At 70.1% G+C, this 15,207-nt stretch carries 14 protein-coding genes and 1 other RNA gene; 3 read left to right on the top strand and 12 right to left on the bottom strand.

What is annotated here, in order from left to right; all coding sequences use genetic code 11:
* The first annotated feature begins 60 nt into the window (after positions 1-60).
* Positions 61-720, top strand: a complete 660-nt coding sequence (locus ACYU7L_RS11460) for a TetR/AcrR family transcriptional regulator (protein ID WP_460796441.1) — start codon at positions 61-63, stop codon at positions 718-720.
* Between the two features lie 85 nt (positions 721-805).
* Here the strand turns inward: ACYU7L_RS11460 and katG are convergent, their stop codons facing one another.
* The 3 genes from katG to ACYU7L_RS11445 all read right to left on the bottom strand — a co-directional run bounded on the left by katG (position 806) and on the right by ACYU7L_RS11445 (position 4,111).
* Positions 806-3,100 carry a catalase/peroxidase HPI gene (gene katG, locus ACYU7L_RS11455; RefSeq protein WP_460796438.1) on the bottom strand — a complete coding sequence of 765 codons (2,295 nt, stop codon included), beginning with the start codon at positions 3,098-3,100 and terminating at the stop codon, positions 806-808.
* Positions 3,101-3,134: 34 nt separating this feature from the next.
* Complete coding sequence (locus tag ACYU7L_RS11450) at positions 3,135-3,539, bottom strand: Fur family transcriptional regulator (RefSeq protein WP_460796436.1); 405 nt, start codon at positions 3,537-3,539, stop codon at positions 3,135-3,137.
* Positions 3,540-3,718: 179 nt separating this feature from the next.
* Entirely contained in the window at positions 3,719-4,111 is a 393-nt protein-coding gene (locus ACYU7L_RS11445; RefSeq protein WP_460796434.1) for a hypothetical protein, read from the bottom strand.
* Between the two features lie 209 nt (positions 4,112-4,320).
* Here ACYU7L_RS11445 and ACYU7L_RS11440 point away from each other — a divergent pair, with 209 nt between their 5' ends.
* Complete coding sequence (locus tag ACYU7L_RS11440) at positions 4,321-5,742, top strand: nitronate monooxygenase (RefSeq protein WP_460796432.1); 1,422 nt, start codon at positions 4,321-4,323, stop codon at positions 5,740-5,742.
* Positions 5,743-5,817: 75 nt separating this feature from the next.
* Here the strand turns inward: ACYU7L_RS11440 and ssrA are convergent.
* The 6 genes from ssrA to ftsE form a co-directional block, all read right to left on the bottom strand.
* Positions 5,818-6,185, bottom strand: a transfer-messenger RNA (tmRNA) gene (gene ssrA / locus ACYU7L_RS11435).
* Positions 6,186-6,242: 57 nt separating this feature from the next.
* Positions 6,243-7,130, bottom strand: a complete 888-nt coding sequence (locus ACYU7L_RS11430; RefSeq protein ID WP_460796430.1) for an amidohydrolase family protein — start codon at positions 7,128-7,130, stop codon at positions 6,243-6,245.
* A 3-nt stretch (positions 7,131-7,133) separates the two neighbouring features.
* A complete protein-coding gene (smpB, locus tag ACYU7L_RS11425; RefSeq protein WP_460796428.1) occupies positions 7,134-7,610 on the bottom strand; it encodes an SsrA-binding protein SmpB in 477 nt (158 codons plus the stop codon).
* Positions 7,611-7,646: 36 nt separating this feature from the next.
* Positions 7,647-8,954 carry a peptidoglycan DD-metalloendopeptidase family protein gene (locus tag ACYU7L_RS11420; protein ID WP_460796426.1) on the bottom strand — a complete coding sequence of 436 codons (1,308 nt, stop codon included), beginning with the start codon at positions 8,952-8,954 and terminating at the stop codon, positions 7,647-7,649.
* Positions 8,955-9,011: 57 nt separating this feature from the next.
* On the bottom strand, positions 9,012-9,923 hold the full coding sequence (gene ftsX / locus ACYU7L_RS11415; RefSeq protein WP_460796424.1) for a permease-like cell division protein FtsX: 912 nt from the start codon (positions 9,921-9,923) through the stop codon (positions 9,012-9,014).
* A gap of 33 nt (positions 9,924-9,956) precedes the next feature.
* Positions 9,957-10,646, bottom strand: coding sequence for a cell division ATP-binding protein FtsE (gene ftsE / locus ACYU7L_RS11410; protein ID WP_460796422.1), 690 nt, complete (start codon positions 10,644-10,646; stop codon positions 9,957-9,959).
* Between the two features lie 75 nt (positions 10,647-10,721).
* On the opposite strand from ftsE, the gene ACYU7L_RS11405 reads away from it, so the two are divergent.
* Positions 10,722-11,345, top strand: a complete 624-nt coding sequence (locus tag ACYU7L_RS11405; protein ID WP_460796419.1) for a hypothetical protein — start codon at positions 10,722-10,724, stop codon at positions 11,343-11,345.
* Here the strand turns inward: ACYU7L_RS11405 and prfB are convergent.
* The 3 genes from prfB to ACYU7L_RS11390 all read right to left on the bottom strand — a co-directional run bounded on the left by prfB (position 11,342) and on the right by ACYU7L_RS11390 (position 15,173).
* The gene (gene prfB / locus ACYU7L_RS11400; protein WP_460796416.1) at positions 11,342-12,460 is read right to left on the bottom strand and encodes a peptide chain release factor 2; all 1,119 of its coding nucleotides are present in this window, start codon (positions 12,458-12,460) and stop codon (positions 11,342-11,344) included. The two genes, ACYU7L_RS11405 and prfB, sit on opposite strands and share 4 nt — an antisense overlap.
* Positions 12,461-12,471: 11 nt before the next feature.
* On the bottom strand, positions 12,472-14,049 hold the full coding sequence (locus ACYU7L_RS11395; protein WP_460796414.1) for a hypothetical protein: 1,578 nt from the start codon (positions 14,047-14,049) through the stop codon (positions 12,472-12,474).
* A 242-nt stretch (positions 14,050-14,291) separates the two neighbouring features.
* Positions 14,292-15,173, bottom strand: coding sequence for an oxygenase MpaB family protein (locus ACYU7L_RS11390; protein ID WP_460796412.1), 882 nt, complete (start codon positions 15,171-15,173; stop codon positions 14,292-14,294).
* Positions 15,174-15,207 lie beyond the last annotated feature (34 nt).

Genomic DNA, 15,207 nt, shown 5'->3' with positions numbered 1-15,207 from the left:
GGAGGCCAAAGTTAGACTGCAATCCAGCAAAATGGAACAGGTTTCAGAAATGGGGCGACGATGGACGAGCAGCGCGCAGAGTCACCGGGCGCCGAGTCACCGGGCGCCGGGCCACCCGGCATTGATCGGCTGGGGCGGCGCGAGCGCAACAAGCGCGCGACCCGCGAGCGCCTCCTCGACGCCGCGCGCGGTGAGCTCGCCGAGCACGAGCAGTTCACGACCGTGGAGGCGATCGCCGATCGCGCCGACGTCTCGCGCGCCACGTTCTTCAACTACTTCGGCACGAAGGCCGACCTGGTGCATGCGCTCTACGCGGAGCACATGTCCGACCTCGCGCTCCTGGTGGACGACGTGCTCGCCCGGGACCTGAGCACCCAGGCCCGGGTCAGCGAGCTGTTCGCCGACTTCGTGAGGTCGACCGAGCGCCGCCCCGGCTACCTGCGGGCGGCCACGGCCGAGTTCGAGCGCACCTTCCTGGCGCCGGACGTCGTCGCGGAGCACACCGATCTCTTCACGACGCAGGTGCTGCGCATCCTCGAGGTGGGGCTGGAGCGCGAGGAGGTGCGCGCGGACTACCCGCTGCGGTTCCTCGCCGAGATGGTCGGCGCCGTCTATGTGTCCACCATCCGCTACTGGCGCCAGCAGGCCGACTACGACCTGCAGGAGAACTTCACCCGGGCCGGTCGCTTCGTGAGCGAGGCGATCAGCGCACCCCGGTGAGAGACGAGCGCGCCGCACGTCCTCTCAACGCGACAGCCGCCCCGACAGGAGTCGGGGCGGCTGTCGAACAGGGCTGTCGAACGCGTCAGGCCAGGTCGAACCGGTCGTTGTCCATGACCTTGGCCCAGGCGGCCGCGAAGTCGTGGACGAACTTCTCGTGGGCGTCGTCGCTGGCGTAGACCTCCGAGAGCGCCCGCAGCTGCGAGTTGGACCCGAAGACCAGGTCGACCGCCGTGGCCGTCCACTTCCGCTCCCCGCTCGCCGCGTCGACGATGTCGAAGACGTTCTCGCTGTCCTGGGAGGCCTTCCACACGGTGCCCGGCGAGAGCAGGTTGGCGAAGAAGTCTGCGGTCAGCACGCCCGGACGGTCGGTGAGCACACCGTGGTCGGTGTCCCCCACGTTGCCGCCGAGGGCCCGCAGGCCACCGACGAGGACGGTCATCTCAGGTGCGGTGAGGCCGAGCATGTAGGCCCGGTCCACGAGCAGCGTCTCCGGACGGAGCTTCTCGCCGTTGCGCACGTAGTTGCGGAACCCGTCGGCGCGCGGCTCGAGGTAGCGCACCGAGTCGACCTCGGTCTGCTCCTGGGTGGCGTCGGTGCGGCCCGGCGTGAACGCCACGCTCACCTCGACACCGGCGTCCCGGGCGGCCTTCTCGACCGCGGCGACGCCGCCGAGAACGATCAGGTCGGCAAGGGAGACCGACTTGCCGCTTCCGGCCTGCTTGGCGTTGAAGTCCTGCTGGACACGCTCGAGCGTCTCGAGGACGACCGCCAGGCGCTCCGGCTCGTTGACCTCCCAGCTGCGCATCGGCTCGAGGCGGATGCGGGCGCCGTTGGCGCCACCACGCTTGTCCGTACGACGGAAGCTGGCCGCCGAGGCCCACGCCGTACGCACCAGCTGCGAGACCGACAGCTCCGCGAGCAGCGCGTCCTTCAGGGCCGCGATGTCGGCCTCGTCGACCAGCTCGTGGTCGACGGCCGGGACCGGGTCCTGCCAGATCTGCGCCTCGGGGACCCAGGGGCCGAGCATGTGCGGACCCACGGGACCCATGTCGCGGTGGAGGAGCTTGTACCAGGCCTTGGCGAACGCCAGGCGGAACTCCTCGGGGTTGTCCTTGAACCGGCGCGAGATCTTGTCGTACTCAGGATCCATCCGCAGTGCCAGGTCGGAGGTGAGCATCCGCGGCTCGCGACGCGGGTCGCCCTCGTGGGCGCCCGGGACCATGTCGGCGCCGGCGCCGTGCTGGGGTCGCCACTGCTTCGCCCCGGCCGGGGACTCCATCAGCTCCCACTCGTAGGCGTAGAGGATGTGGAAGAACTCGCCGTCCCAGCGGGTCGGGTGGTAGGTCCAGGTGACCTCCAGGCCCGACGTGATGGTGTCGCCGGCCTTTCCGCTGCCGTGGGTGCTGAGCCAGCCCAGGCCCTGGTTCTCGAGGGGCGCGCCCTCGGGCTCGGGACCGACGTGGGCGTCCGCGTCGCCGGCGCCGTGCGTCTTGCCGAAGGTGTGGCCGCCGGCGATCAGGGCGACGGTCTCCTCGTCGTTCATCGCCATCCGGGCGAACGTGTCGCGGATGTCGCGTGCGGAGGCCAGCGGGTCCGGGTTGCCGGCCGGGCCCTCGGGGTTGACGTAGATGAGGCCCATCTGGACAGCGCCGAACGGGTCGGGGAGGCTGCGCTCCTCGCTGTCGCCGTACCGCTCGTCGCCCAGCCAGGTGTCCTCGGGACCCCAGAAGATCTCCTCGGGCTCCCAGACGTCCTCGCGGCCGAAGGCGAAGCCGAAGTTCTCGAAGCCCATGTCCTCCATCGCCACGGTGCCGGCGAGCACGATCAGGTCCGCCCAGGAGACCTTCTGGCCGTACTTCTTCTTCACCGGCCAGAGCAGGCGGCGGGCCTTGTCGAGGTTGGCGTTGTCGGGCCAGCTGTTCAGCGGGGCGAAGCGCTGCCCGCCGTCGCCCGCGCCGCCCCGACCGTCGAAGACGCGGTAGGTGCCGGCCGCGTGCCAGCTCATCCGGATCATCAGACCGCCGTAGTGGCCGAAGTCGGCCGGCCACCAGTCCTGGGAGGTGCGCAGGGTCTCGACGATGTCGCGCTTGAGCTCGTCGACGTCGAGCTGGGCGAAGGCCGCGCGGTAGTCGAAGTCAGCGCCGAGCGGGTTGCCCGCGGCCGGGTTGGCGTGCAGGACGTTGAGGTCCAGCATGTCGGGCCACCAGTCCTTGTTGGACCGGGGGCGTCCACCCGTCTTGGGGGTCGGCGAGTCGATCGCGGGGTTCTCGCTCTCGCTGCCCTCCGCAGTGGCCGAGTCGTGCATGACGGGGCAGCCGGCCTCCGCCTTCCGGTCCAGGCCCTGCGGGCTCTCGGGGTGCTCCGGGTGGTCGGTCATGGGGTTCCTCTTCCTCAAGGTGCGGACTGGTCGGTCAGGCGCAGGCGGGGCAGGTGCCCCAATAGGTCACTTCGGCTTCCTCGATCGCGAAGCCGTGGTCGTGGTCGGCGGTGAGGCACGGGGCGGCGCCGACGGCGCAGTCCACGTCGGCCACCGCGCCGCACTGGCGGCAGACCACGTGGTGGTGGTTGTCGCCCACGCGCAGCTCGTAGCGGGCCGGCGAGCCGGCGGGCTGGATCCGGCGCACGACCCCCGTCCGCGTCAGGGCGTCCAGCACGTCGTACACCGCTTGGTGGGAGACGCTCGCGAGATCGCGACGTACGGCGTCCAGGACCGTCGCCGTGTCCGCGTGCGGGCTCTCACCGACCGCGCGCAGGACAGCCAGGCGGGGCTGCGTCACGCGCAGTCCGGCTGTCCGCAGCAGCTCTTCGGGCTTCATGGTGGGACAGCCTGTCGGGTGAACTTGAACAAATCAAGAACAGTCGCCCGGTTCTCCACGAATTGACGCAGCGCCAGCACGCACGAGAGCCGCTCCGACGCGTGTCGAAGCGGCTCTCGGTCGATCAGGCGGTGCGTCAGTCGCGATGAGCGAGGCAGGGAGGTCGACCCCGACCTCGATCAGCGCATCCGGATCGTCCGCCCCTTGGCGCCGCCGCCGACCTGCTTGACCCGGACCTTGAACACGTCGGCTCCACGCGTGTCGCCACGCTTGCGATCGATCTCGATGTCGCCGTCGCCGTCGGCGCGGTGCACGCGGTTGTGGAAGCGCTTGCCGTCGTGCTTGAGGATCACCCGCCACCGGCTCCCCGGCCGTGCGTCGTCGATGTCGACCTCGACCTCGAAGCGCCCGTCGTCCTTCTCCACGCTGAAGTCGATCTCGGCGCCCGCGATGCGGAACTCCCGCTTCTTCTCCGGCCCGTCGGCGTGCGCCGGGGCAGACATGAGGCTGAGCGGGGCGATGAGCAGCGCTGCCGCGCCGAGGGTGGCGGTGGTGGAGCGGATCTTCGACATGGGGTGCCTTTCGTTGCGCGGGTTCCTGAGTACGCCTCGAAGTGTGGGCGTGGCGAGTGAGCCGGCCGTGAGACGAAGATGAACGTCCTCTCATCTGCGCGCCCCACCGGCAGAAATCCGGGCCCTTGGCCCCTACGGGCAGCTCAATGGCCATGACAACCTACGGTTCCGTAACCTACGTAACCGTAAGTAGCGGACAGGAGTCCTCGATGGGGTCGGACCCGCAGCAGTGCACGATCATCCAAGGCGGGATGGGGGTCGGCGTCTCCTCGTGGCGGCTGGCGCGTGCCGTCTCCCGAGCCGGTCAGCTGGGGGTGGTGTCCGGGACCGCCCTCGACACCGTCGTCGCGCGCCGCCTTCAGGACGGCGACCGCGACGGTGCCGTGCGCCGGGCGCTCGACCAGTTCCCGGATCCGGCCATGGCCGACCGGGTGCTGGAGCGCTACTTCCGCGCGGAGGGCCGCGCTCTCGAGGAGAAGTACCGCCCCGTCCCCAAGCTCACGCTGCGCCAGGGACCGGGCCAGCAGGAGCTCGCCGTGGTCGGCAACTTCGTCGAGGTCTGGCTCGCCAAGGAGGGCCACGACGGGCCGGTCGGCATCAACTACCTGGAGAAGGTGCAGATGGCCACCCCGGCCGCAGCCTTCGGCGCGATGCTGGCGGGGGTGGACACGGTGCTCATGGGGGCCGGCGTCCCCCGCGAGATCCCCACGCTGCTCACCGACCTGGCCGCCGGCCGCAGCGGGAGCGTGGGTGTCGACGTACTCGGTGCCGAGGCGCAGCACCGCGTCACGGTCGACCCCGCGACGTTGCTCGGGGTGCCCGTCCCGGTCTTGCGCCGCCCACGCTTCCTGGCGATCATCTCCGCCACGGTTCTGGCCGCCTACCTCGCCCGCGACACCACCACACGCCCCGACGGGTTCGTCATCGAGGCCCCCGAGGCGGGCGGCCACAACGCTCCACCGCGGGGTCGGGGCGCCCTGGACGAGCTCGACCAGCCGGTCTACGGCCCGCGCGACGCTGTCGACCTCGCCAAGGTCGCTGCGCTCGGCATCCCCTTCTGGCTCGCCGGCGGACAGGGCACGCCGGAGCGCCTGCGCGAGGCCCTCGCTGCCGGCGCGGCGGGGATCCAGGTCGGCACGCTCTTCGCGCTCGCGGCCGAGTCCGGCCTCGATGCCTCACTGCGCGACGACGTGCGCGACCGGGCCGCCTCCGGCCAGCTGCAGGTACGCACCGACGCCCGGGTCTCCCCCACCGGATTCCCGTTCAAGGTGGCCCAGCTGCCGGCGACACTCTCCGACCCGGCGGTGTACGACGAGCGCCCCCGGCTATGCGACCTCGGCTACCTGCGCACGCCGTACCGCAGCGAGAGCGGTGCCATCGGCTACCGGTGCCCGAGCGAGCCTGTCCACATGTACGTGCGCAAGGGCGGTGATGCTGCGGACACCGCGGGCCGAAGCTGCCTGTGCAACGCCCTGACGGCCGACGTCGGCCTTGCTCAACTGCGCTCCGAGGGCCAGGTCGAGCCAGCCCTGGTGACCCTCGGCTCCGACCTCGCGGGCGCCCGCGAGCTGGGCGCCCTGCACCCGCACGGATGGAGCGGCGGCGACGTCGTCAGGTGGCTGACCGCCTGACCCCCGGGCGCAAGCACGACAGCCGCTCCGACGAGTGTCGGAGCGGCTGTCGTTCAAGAGGGCGAACGAGCGAGAGAGTGGAGCTGGCGGGAATCGAACCCGCGTCCTCGAGCGTCGTACCAGGGCTTCTCCGGGTGCAGTTCGTGATGGCGTCTTCTCAGTCCCGGTGCTCCCACGAACAGGTCACCGACAGACTCAGTCAGGAAAAAGTCCCGATCAACACCCCTGACGCGCGTTGATCAGCAAGCCTCCTAGATGAGGCCGGCGATTGGAGCGGAGGCGCCCCCAGACCGACCCTTCGATCACTGCTCAGGCAGTGAGAGCGAAGTTACTGCGCTTGTTTTCGGCAGTTATTGGTTTCCAGCGATCGTTAACGAGATAACGCTGGCTCCTCGACCCGCTTCCCCTGGGACTAACGTCCCAAGTCGAAACCGATCAGCCCCTCTTGAGTTGTCGAACTGCTTGGCAGTCTACGTGCTTCAGCAAGCCGGGGGCGACAACTATTCCCCCGGCCGGCCCAGCAGCCGGTTGGCGTTGTGCCAGCAGACCCCGCGCAGCCAGTCGTCACCCAGGCCGAGGCGGGCGAGCCCCTCGAGCTGGTCGAGGTAGGGATAGGGGATGTTGGGGAAGTCCGAGCCCAGCAGGACCTTGTCGCCCAGGTCGCCCAGCCGGGCCACGAGCTCGGCCGGGTAGGGCCCGCCCATCTCCTCGAAGAACGCCGTGAACGCCATCGTGGTGTCGAGGTGGACCCGCTCGTAGCGCTCGGCCAGCCCCAGGAACTCGGCGTACTCGGGCGCGCCCATGTGGGCGATGACCAGGCACAGCCCGGGGTGGCGCTCCAGCAGCTCGGCGACCGGCCCGGGGCCGGTGTGCTCGGTGGGCACCGGGCCGGAGCCGGCGTGCAGGACGACCGGCGTCCCCGCCTCGGCAAGGACGCCCCAGGCCCGGTCGAGGAGCGGGTCGGTGACGTGGAAGGCACCGACCTGGACGTGGACCTTGAAGACCTCCGCGCCCTGTTCGATGCGACGAGCGACATAGTCCTCGACGCCTGGCTCGGGGAAGAGCGTCGCGCAGCTCAGCGCCTCGGGCACGCGCTGGGCGAAGTCTGCCGCCCAGTCGTTGAGGAACTCCGCCATGTCGGGACGGTGGGCGTAGGGCAGCGCCGTGAAGCGTCGTACGCCGAGGGCGCGCAGCGTGTCGACGAGCGCCTCGTCCGTGTCGCGGTAGCGCAGCGGCCAGGGCCGCCCGATCAGCGGTCCGGCCGCGTCGAACTGGGCACGGATCTTCGTCATCACCCGCGGTGGCAGGAAGTGGGTGTGGATGTCGAAGAGCCCGGGCAGCCCGAGGTCGCGGGCGAACGCGCGGGTGGCCTCGATGGGCTCACTCACGCGTCAGTCCATGCCCTTGAGGTGGCGCCCGAGGGCCGCCTCCTTCTCCCGGTTGGCCGTGCGCTCGGCGATGGTCTGCCGCTTGTCCCACGACTTCTTGCCCTTGGCGAGGGCGATCTCGATCTTGGCTCGGCCGTCCTTGAAGTAGATCGACAGCGGGACCACCGTCAGGCCCTTCTCGTTGACCCGGCGCTCGATCTTGTCGATCTCCTGGCGGTTCAGCAGCAGCTTGCGCTTGCGCCGCGCGGAGTGGTTGGTCCACGTGCCCTGGCTGTACTCCGGGATGTGGACGCCGTGCAGCCACGCCTCGTGACCGTCGATCTCGACGAACCCGTCGACCAGCGAGGCGCGCCCGGCTCGCAGCGACTTCACCTCGGTGCCGACGAGCACCATGCCCGCCTCGTAGGTGTCCTCGATGTGGTAGTCGTGGCGAGCCTTCTTGTTCTGCGCGACCATCTTGAGGCCCTGCTCCTTGACCATGTGGTCCATTCTCTCAAGTGGTGGCAAGTCGGTTGGTCAGAGCCAGCTCATCGGGTTCACCGGGTTGCCGTTGACCATCACGGTGTAGTGCAGGTGGCACCCGGTCGACCAGCCGGTGTTGCCGACGTAGCCGATCAGCTGGCCGCGCTTGACCCGCTCCCCCGCGCCCACGACGTACCGGCTCGCGTGGTTGTAGATCGAGGCGAGCCCGACGCCGCGCACGTAGCCGTGGTCGACGATGAGCCGGTTGCCGTAGGCGGTCTGGTAGTAGCGCGAGGCGACCCGCCCGTCGGCCGCGGCGTAGAGCGGCTGCCCGCAGGCCACGCCGAAGTCCGTGCCGTCGTGCAGGGAGTAGTAGCCGTGGATCGGGTGCGTGCGCATGCCGAACGCCGAGGTGACATAGCTGTTCGCGACCGGCCAGCTGAGGAAGCCGCCGGGGTTCGAGACCCGCTGGTTGCCGCCGGCCTGACGCTTGGCCTGGGCGGCGCGGCGGCGCAGCATGTCCTGGATCTTGTCCTCCTCGCGCTCCAGGCGCTTGAGGATGCGCTGGTCGCGGGCCTTGATCCGGTTGGCCTGCGTGGCGGCGGTACGACGCGACTCGACCAGCTTGCGCACGCTGGCGGTGGCCGCCCACGCCTCCTGGGTGGTCTCGCGCACGGTCACCAGTTGGTCCGCGGCAGCCTCGCGCTGCGTGGCGACCTGGTTGCGCGCCCGCGCGACGGACTTCTCCTTCACCCCCAGGAGCACCTCAGTGGCGCGCAGGTCGTCGTAGGCCCGCGTCTCCTGGCCGACGATGACGTCACGAGCCTTGGTGCCGCGGGTGAGGTCGGCGGGGTCCTCCGCGCCGAGGGCCGAGGCGAACGCCAGCAGCTCGGGGTCGCCGTCCTTGTAGAAGGAGGTCACCACGCCGGAGACCACGCCACGCTGGTCCTCGACGTCGTCCTGGCTGGTCACGAGTGCCTCGCGGGCGGTCGTCAGACGCTCCTCGGCCTTGGCGAGCGCAGCCTTCATCCGGGCGTCCTTGAGCCGCGCCGCGAACAGCCGGGCCCGGACCTCCTGGAGATGCGTGCGTGCCGTCGTGAGCGAGGTCTGGGCGCTGCCGAGCTTGGTCGCGGCCCGACGGTAGGCGGCGCTGGACTCGTCGAGGTCGTCGTGGGCGCGGTCGATCTGCTTCTCGACCTTCTGCTGCTTGTCCTCGAGGTCGTCGGCAGCCCTCAGGGAGGCCGACATGGACGAGGTGGCGGAGGTCGAGGCAGCAGGAGACGTCAGCGCGCCGAGCGCCAGAGCGAACGCTGCGGTGGCAGCGGGCAGGCGACGGCGTGCGGCACGGGGGAAGGAGCGCACCGGTAGACCTTCGTTTGTGGCGAGAGGATGAACTGGGTCGACCGTAACCGAGCGAGGTCAGACTTTGAGGTATTTGCGGGTCAACACGAGTGTCGGAAGCAGCGTGAGCACCGGCCCCAGCACCGCGACGGCCAGCACGGCCCAGCCGTACTCCTCCATCCCGATCCAGGGCATGAACTTCAGCGAGTCGCCCGCGCGCTCGTGGATGCCGAAGTACATGAACCCGCCGAGGGCCCCGGCGGCGAGCGCCACGCCGATGAACGCGGTCACCACGGCCTCGAGGAGGAACGGCAGGGCGATGTAGAGCGTGGAGGCCCCGACCAGGCGCATGATGCCGATCTCCTTGCGGCGGGCGAACGCCGCGAGCCGGATCGTGTTGCCCACGAGGAGCAGGGCCGCGAGCACGAGGAAGGCGGCGGTGCCGAGCGCGCCCCACTGCAGGGCGTTGATCGACCCGTAGATCGGCTCGAGGACGTCACGCAGGTCGCGGATCCCGGAGACGCCGTCCAGGCCTTGGACGGCGCTCACCACACCCTCGTACTCGTCGGGGTTCTTCAGCTCGATCCAGATCGACTCGGGCATGGCCTCGGCCGTGGCGGCGGGGTTGGGGCCGTCGAACTTCTCCGGCCCGAGGAGCTCCTTGACCTTCTCGAAGGCCTCCTCCTTGGACTCCACGTGCGAGCCGGCGACCTCGGGGCTCTCCTCGACCTTGGCCAGGATCGCCTCCTTCTGGACGTCGGTCACCTCGCCGGCGCAGGCCGGGTTGTCGTCCTGGGCGGTGCACAGCCACACCGTGATCTGCAGCTGGCTCCCCCAGTGGTCGGCCGCCTTGGCCGCCTGCTGGTTGAGCAGGACACCGAGGCCGACGAGGGTCAGGGAGACGAAGAGGGTGAGCACGACCGCGATGTGCATCGACAGGTTGCGACGCAGGCCCTGGCCGAGCTCGGAGAAGACGTAGCGGAGCTGCATGGAGGGGAAACTCTCTTCGGGGGAAGGGTGCGGTCAGTTCTGGAAGCCGTAGACGCCCTGGGCCTGGTCGCGGATGACGCGACCGTCCTCGAGCTCGATGACGCGCTTGCGCATCTGGTCGACGATGCCGGCGTCGTGGGTGGCCATCAGGACCGTGGTGCCGGTCCGGTTGATCCGGTCCAGCAGCTTCATGATCCCCACCGAGGTGGTGGGGTCCAGGTTGCCGGTGGGCTCGTCGGCAATGAGGATCATCGGGCGGTTGACGAACGCACGGGCGATGGCGACGCGCTGCTGCTCACCGCCGGAGAGCTCGTCGGGCAGCCGGTCGCCCTTGCCCTCCAGGCCGACGAGCTCCAGGGTCTCGGGGACCAGCGCGTTGATCTCCTTGCGCGGCTTGCCGATCACCTGCAGCGCGAAGGCGACGTTCTCGTTGACGGTCTTGTTCGGCAGCAGCCGGAAATCCTGGAACACCGTGCCGATGTCACGGCGCAGCCGAGGCACCTTCCAGCCGGCGAGGCGGTTGATCTCCTTGCCGGCGACGTAGACCCGCCCGCTGGTGGGCCGGTGCTCACGCAGCACGAGCCGCAGGAACGTCGACTTGCCGGAGCCGGAGGTGCCGACCAGGAAGACGAACTCGCCCTTCTCGACGTCGACCGAGATCTGGTCGAGCGCAGAGCGGCCCTGGCCGGGGTAGGTCTTGGTGACCTTCTCGAAGCGAATCACTGGGCCGAGGGTAGTCGAGTGGGGGTCACGCCCCGGGGACCCCCGTCGGAGCCCGGGCGTCGTATCTTGGCCCGCATGCCCCGAGTCCTTCCCGCCCTCGCCTGCCTGGTCGTGCTGAGCGCAGCCAGTTGCACGGGCGACGGGGACGACGACACGCCCCCCGCCGCCGAGCCGACGGTGGTGGCCACGCCGCTCGGCGAGCTCGATCTGACGACCATGACCGTGCCGCGGGCCGCCTTCTGCGCCGCCGTGCCCCAGGCGGCCGTCGAGGACGCGCTCGGCGGCCCGGCTGCGTCGACGGAGGACTACGGCAATGGGGATCCGCTCGAGGTGAGGGAGGGCCTCACCGATGTCGCGCACGAGTTCGGCTGCGTCTTCACGGCCGCCGACGGGGCGCAGGCCCGCGCCTGGGTCTTCGTCCCACCCCTCACGCGTGAGCGAGCAGGACAGCTGGTCCGCCAGCTCGGGCGGGAGAAGGGCTGCCGGGTGATCGCCCAGGCGCCGGCGTTCGGGTCGCCGTCGCTGGCTCGGGTGTGCGAGGGATCAGCGTCCGGCGCGCCGACCGAGGCGTCGTACCGCGGACTCTTCGGTGACGCGTGGCTGACCTGCTCGGTGTCGGCGGACGGCACCGCCGACGCGCTGCTGGAGCGCGCCGACGTGTGGTGTGCGAACGTCGTGACGGCCGCCGCGGCGGGCTAGTTCTCCTCGGCCTTGTCCGCGCCGCGGCGCCAGCGGATGCCCGCCTCGAGGAACGGGTCGATGTCACCGTCGAAGACGGCCTGCGGGTTGCCCGACTCGTAGCCGGTGCGCAGGTCCTTGACCACCTGGTAGGGGTTCAGCACGTAGTTGCGCATCTGGTCACCCCACGACGCCTGGACGTCTCCACGCAGGCCGTCGAGGTGGGCCTTCTCCTCGGCCTTCTTGAGCGCGAGCAGCTTGGCCTTGAGCACGACCATGGCGGACGCCTTGTTCTGCAGCTGGCTCTTCTCGTTCTGGCAGCTGACGACGGTCCCGGTCGGGATGTGGGTCAGGCGTACGGCGGAGTCGGTCGTGTTGACCGACTGACCGCCCGGGCCACCGGAGCGGTAGACGTCGACGCGGATCTCCTCGTCGGGCACCTCGATCTCGTCGGTCTGCTCGAGCACCGGGACGACCTCGACCGCTGCGAAGCTGGTCTGGCGGCGACCCTGGTTGTCGAAGGGGCTGATCCGGACGAGGCGGTGGGTGCCGGCCTCGACGGAGAGCGTGCCGTAGGCATAGGGCGCGTGGATCGCGAAGGTGGCGGACTTGAGCCCGGCCTCCTCGGCGTAGGAGGTGTCGAAGACCTCCACGGGGTAGCCGTGCTGCTCGGCCCAGCGCGTGTACATGCGCATCAGGGTCTCGGCGAAGTCCGCTGCGTCGACGCCGCCGGCGCCGGCGCGGATCATCACCAGCGCCTCGCGCGCGTCGTACTCACCGGAGAGCAGGGTGCGGACCTCGAGGCCGTCGACGGCCTTGGTGATCTTCTCCAGATCCCGGTCGACCTCGGCCAAGGAGTCGGCGTCGCTCTCGTCCTGAGCGAGCTCGACCATGATCGCAAGGTCGTCGATGCGCTCGCTGAGCTCGACGAACCGGTCGACCTGGCCCTGGAGCAGCGAGAGCCGTCCGGTCACCCGTGTCGCGTTGGCCTGGTCGTCCCACAAGTCGGGCGCGGCGACCTCCTCGCCGAGGCGCCCGATCTCGACGCGCATCGCATCGATGTCGAGCACCTGCTCGATGGTGTGCATCGTCGCCTGGAGCTGCTTGATCTTCTGGTCGTAATCGGGGCCTGCCACAACAGGCAAGGTTACGTCACATCCGGGAACGGTCGGAAAGCCTGGAGCTGGCGCCAGGTGAAGCGGTGGACGTGGATGCCGTGGGTGAGGTGGTGGGCGGTGCGGGCGTCGATGGGGTGGGTGCCGTGGGAGTCGACGAGGCGGTGCAGGCCGTGGGGGGTGCGCCACAGGTAGATGCCTGGGCCGGTCTGGGTGAGGTGGTAGCCCAGGTGGGTCTTGGCGCGGTGGGTGGTGCGGGACAGGGGTGCGGTGTTGTGCTCGCCGGTCTGGCCTGGCGGCGTCTGGCCTGGTGGTCCTTGTGCCCGGTAGGGGGTGGCGTGGTCGAGGTCGAGGCGGCGGCTGATCCGGGTCGCGTGGGGGAACACCTCGCCGGGGGTGCGCAGGGTGATCCGCTCGCGCATCGCGACGGGGTGCTCGTAGGCGTTGACCGAGGTCGTCTCGCGCAGGTCGATGACCGGTTTGAGAGTGATCTGGGTGTGCCCCAGCAGTTCACGCAACTGGGTGAGCGCGAGGGGGCCGAGGTCCTCGACGCGGGCGACGCCGGGGACCAGCCCGGCCAGGGCGGCCTCGTGGAGGTGGACGTAGAGCACCGCGCCCGGACGCAACCGGGCCGGGTCGATGGCGCGCAGGGTGTCGAGGAGGTCGGCGGGGAACGCCAACGCACGAGAGGGGGCCTCGGGTGCCTGGGGCTGGGTCTCGTCTTCGGGCTGTGCGGCTTCGAGGAGGAGTTGGAGGAGCTCGGCGGGGCGTCCCAGCCAGCCGAACGCTTGGGAGCGGAGCAGGTCGCGGCCGGTGTCGGGGTGTTGGGTGGCAAGGATGTCGGCGACGCGGTCCACGGTGGCATCGACCCAGGCGGCGTCGCCGGCGGTGACCCGGGCGATCACGTGGCGCAGGCCGGTGGCGTCGGTGCGGGTCAGGGACACGAAGCGCCGGGCCTGTTCGGCCGCGACCCGCTTCGCGTGCGCGGCGGGGTCGGCCTCGATGATCTTGGCCGCACAGATCGCCAGCACCCGCGAGGGCGACTCGGTGGCCACACAGGCCGCGACCGCGGCATCGACCAAACCCACGACCGCGTGCGGGAGCTCGCGGGTCAGGGCCGCGACCTTGCACACCAGCCACTGCTCCACGGCCCCGGTGGTGAACCGGGCCCACGTCAACGGCAGGCGGTGGCGCAGGTCGAGGACGTCGGCGGTGACCTTGCGCGCCGCCAGCGGGTGGCACTGGCGGGCTACCGCGAGCTCACACAGGGCGAGCTCACGCACCCGCGGGGTGCCCTCGCCCCCGACCCGGACCAGCCGGTCCCCACCCACACCTGCGCTCCTGGACCCTGATTTCCTGGACCCTGATCCGCCGGCCCAGACGCGGCGGCCGTTGGCACCGGGCTCGGTGCGTGGATCGCTGGCGTGCAGGTCGGCCCAGTGCGCGACCAGCAGCAGGTCCTCGACCTGCAGGGCGCGGCGCCGGGCGGTCATCGACTCCAGCCCACCCAGGGTCGCGGCCGGGTCGAGGTCATCGACCCAGGCGTCCTCCTCACGGGGCTCGCCGAGGAGCTCTGCGAGGACCTCGCCGAGGTCGGGGCTGGTGGTCATGGCCCCGATTCTTCCCGACCCGCATCTGCGAACACAAGAGCGAAAACAGAATCTGTGGATACTGTTTTCCCAGGTCAGCGACCTGTGAATCGATCCTTACCTGTGGCCCGCAGGTGGCTGTCACCAGCCTCCCACGCGCCACCGACACCCGCCCGCCAGCGCCTGGGCACGCCGTACCCCTGGGGACAACTTGAGCCGGGTCACCGAGATCTGGAGCCGGGTCAGCGAGATCTGGCGCCGGGTCAGCTGGGTGACGACGCCGCGTGGGGCACGGGGCAGCCGGTCGGGAAGGTGCCGAGCTGCTCGATGTCGTAGCCGTCGGGATAGCTGCGGATCCAGGAGAGGTCCTCGATGACCTTGCCCTTCCTGCGAGCAGGGAACAGGCGCAGCGCCTTGCCACGCGCCCGGAGCGCCGCCCGCGAGGCCCGCACGACCGGCGCCGGCGGCTCGTCGTACTGGAAGGCCGTGAGCAGCGGGCGGTCCATCAGCGACCGACTGAAGACCTCGACCGGACGAGCGGCGAACGACGGATAGAAGGTCTGCATCAGCGACATCGTCGCGTCGGCCACGGCACGGCCGCCCTCATGGAAGGCGAAGTGCTCGGCCTCGTAGGTGTCCATAAAGTCGGCGAAGCCCGCATAGTCCTCCGGGATGCCCGGGATGTTCATGTGCCTGCCGAGCCGGCGGTAGTAGTTGACCGAGGCCCGCAGCTCGTTGTCGGTGAGCGGGCGCTTGCCGTAGTCGTCCAGCCACCGCTTCGGCACCACGACGAACGTCGTGAGGACATAGAGCATCTCGTGGTCGGGGATGTCATAGCTGCGGTGCATCTGGTTGATCCGGCGGATCGCGGCGCGGGCCCGCGGGTCCTCGAAGCCGTGCCGCACGGGCGGCTCGAGCAGCAGCGCGGTGTCGTCGTACCGCTTCTGGACAGATCCGGTGAACTGCCCGGTCTCGAACAGCAGCCTGCCCACCCCGGGGACCGCGTAGGTGCGGAAGAGCGCGAAGCTCAGCGCCTGGTTCATGTCCCAGGGGAACTCGTGCATGGTGACGTTGCGATAGATCTCGACGTAGTCGTGCTCCGGGTCGAGGGAGTCGTTGAGGACCTTCCAGTGATCGCGCTTCATGCGCGTCAGACTAGAGCGCGCGCTCCACTTCGTC

The sequence above is a fragment of the Nocardioides pacificus genome, assembly GCF_054775955.1.
This window is presented reverse-complemented; position numbering and strand designations above follow the sequence as displayed.

Excerpts from the sequence above, each read along its gene's own strand:
- ACYU7L_RS11395 (WP_460796414.1), bottom strand. The coding sequence starts at position 14,049 with ATGACCACCAGCCCCGACCTCGGCGAGGTCCTCGCAGAGCTCCTCGGC.
- ACYU7L_RS11390 (WP_460796412.1), bottom strand. The coding sequence starts at position 15,173 with ATGAAGCGCGATCACTGGAAGGTCCTCAACGACTCCCTCGACCCGGAG.
- ftsX (WP_460796424.1), bottom strand. The coding sequence starts at position 9,923 with ATGCAGCTCCGCTACGTCTTCTCCGAGCTCGGCCAGGGCCTGCGTCGC.
- ACYU7L_RS11445 (WP_460796434.1), bottom strand. The coding sequence starts at position 4,111 with ATGTCGAAGATCCGCTCCACCACCGCCACCCTCGGCGCGGCAGCGCTG.
- ACYU7L_RS11460 (WP_460796441.1), top strand. The coding sequence starts at position 61 with ATGGACGAGCAGCGCGCAGAGTCACCGGGCGCCGAGTCACCGGGCGCC.
- katG (WP_460796438.1), bottom strand. The coding sequence starts at position 3,100 with ATGACCGACCACCCGGAGCACCCCGAGAGCCCGCAGGGCCTGGACCGG.
- ACYU7L_RS11440 (WP_460796432.1), top strand. The coding sequence starts at position 4,321 with ATGGGGTCGGACCCGCAGCAGTGCACGATCATCCAAGGCGGGATGGGG.
- smpB (WP_460796428.1), bottom strand. The coding sequence starts at position 7,610 with ATGGTCAAGGAGCAGGGCCTCAAGATGGTCGCGCAGAACAAGAAGGCT.
- ACYU7L_RS11450 (WP_460796436.1), bottom strand. The coding sequence starts at position 3,539 with ATGAAGCCCGAAGAGCTGCTGCGGACAGCCGGACTGCGCGTGACGCAG.
- ACYU7L_RS11405 (WP_460796419.1), top strand. The coding sequence starts at position 10,722 with ATGCCCCGAGTCCTTCCCGCCCTCGCCTGCCTGGTCGTGCTGAGCGCA.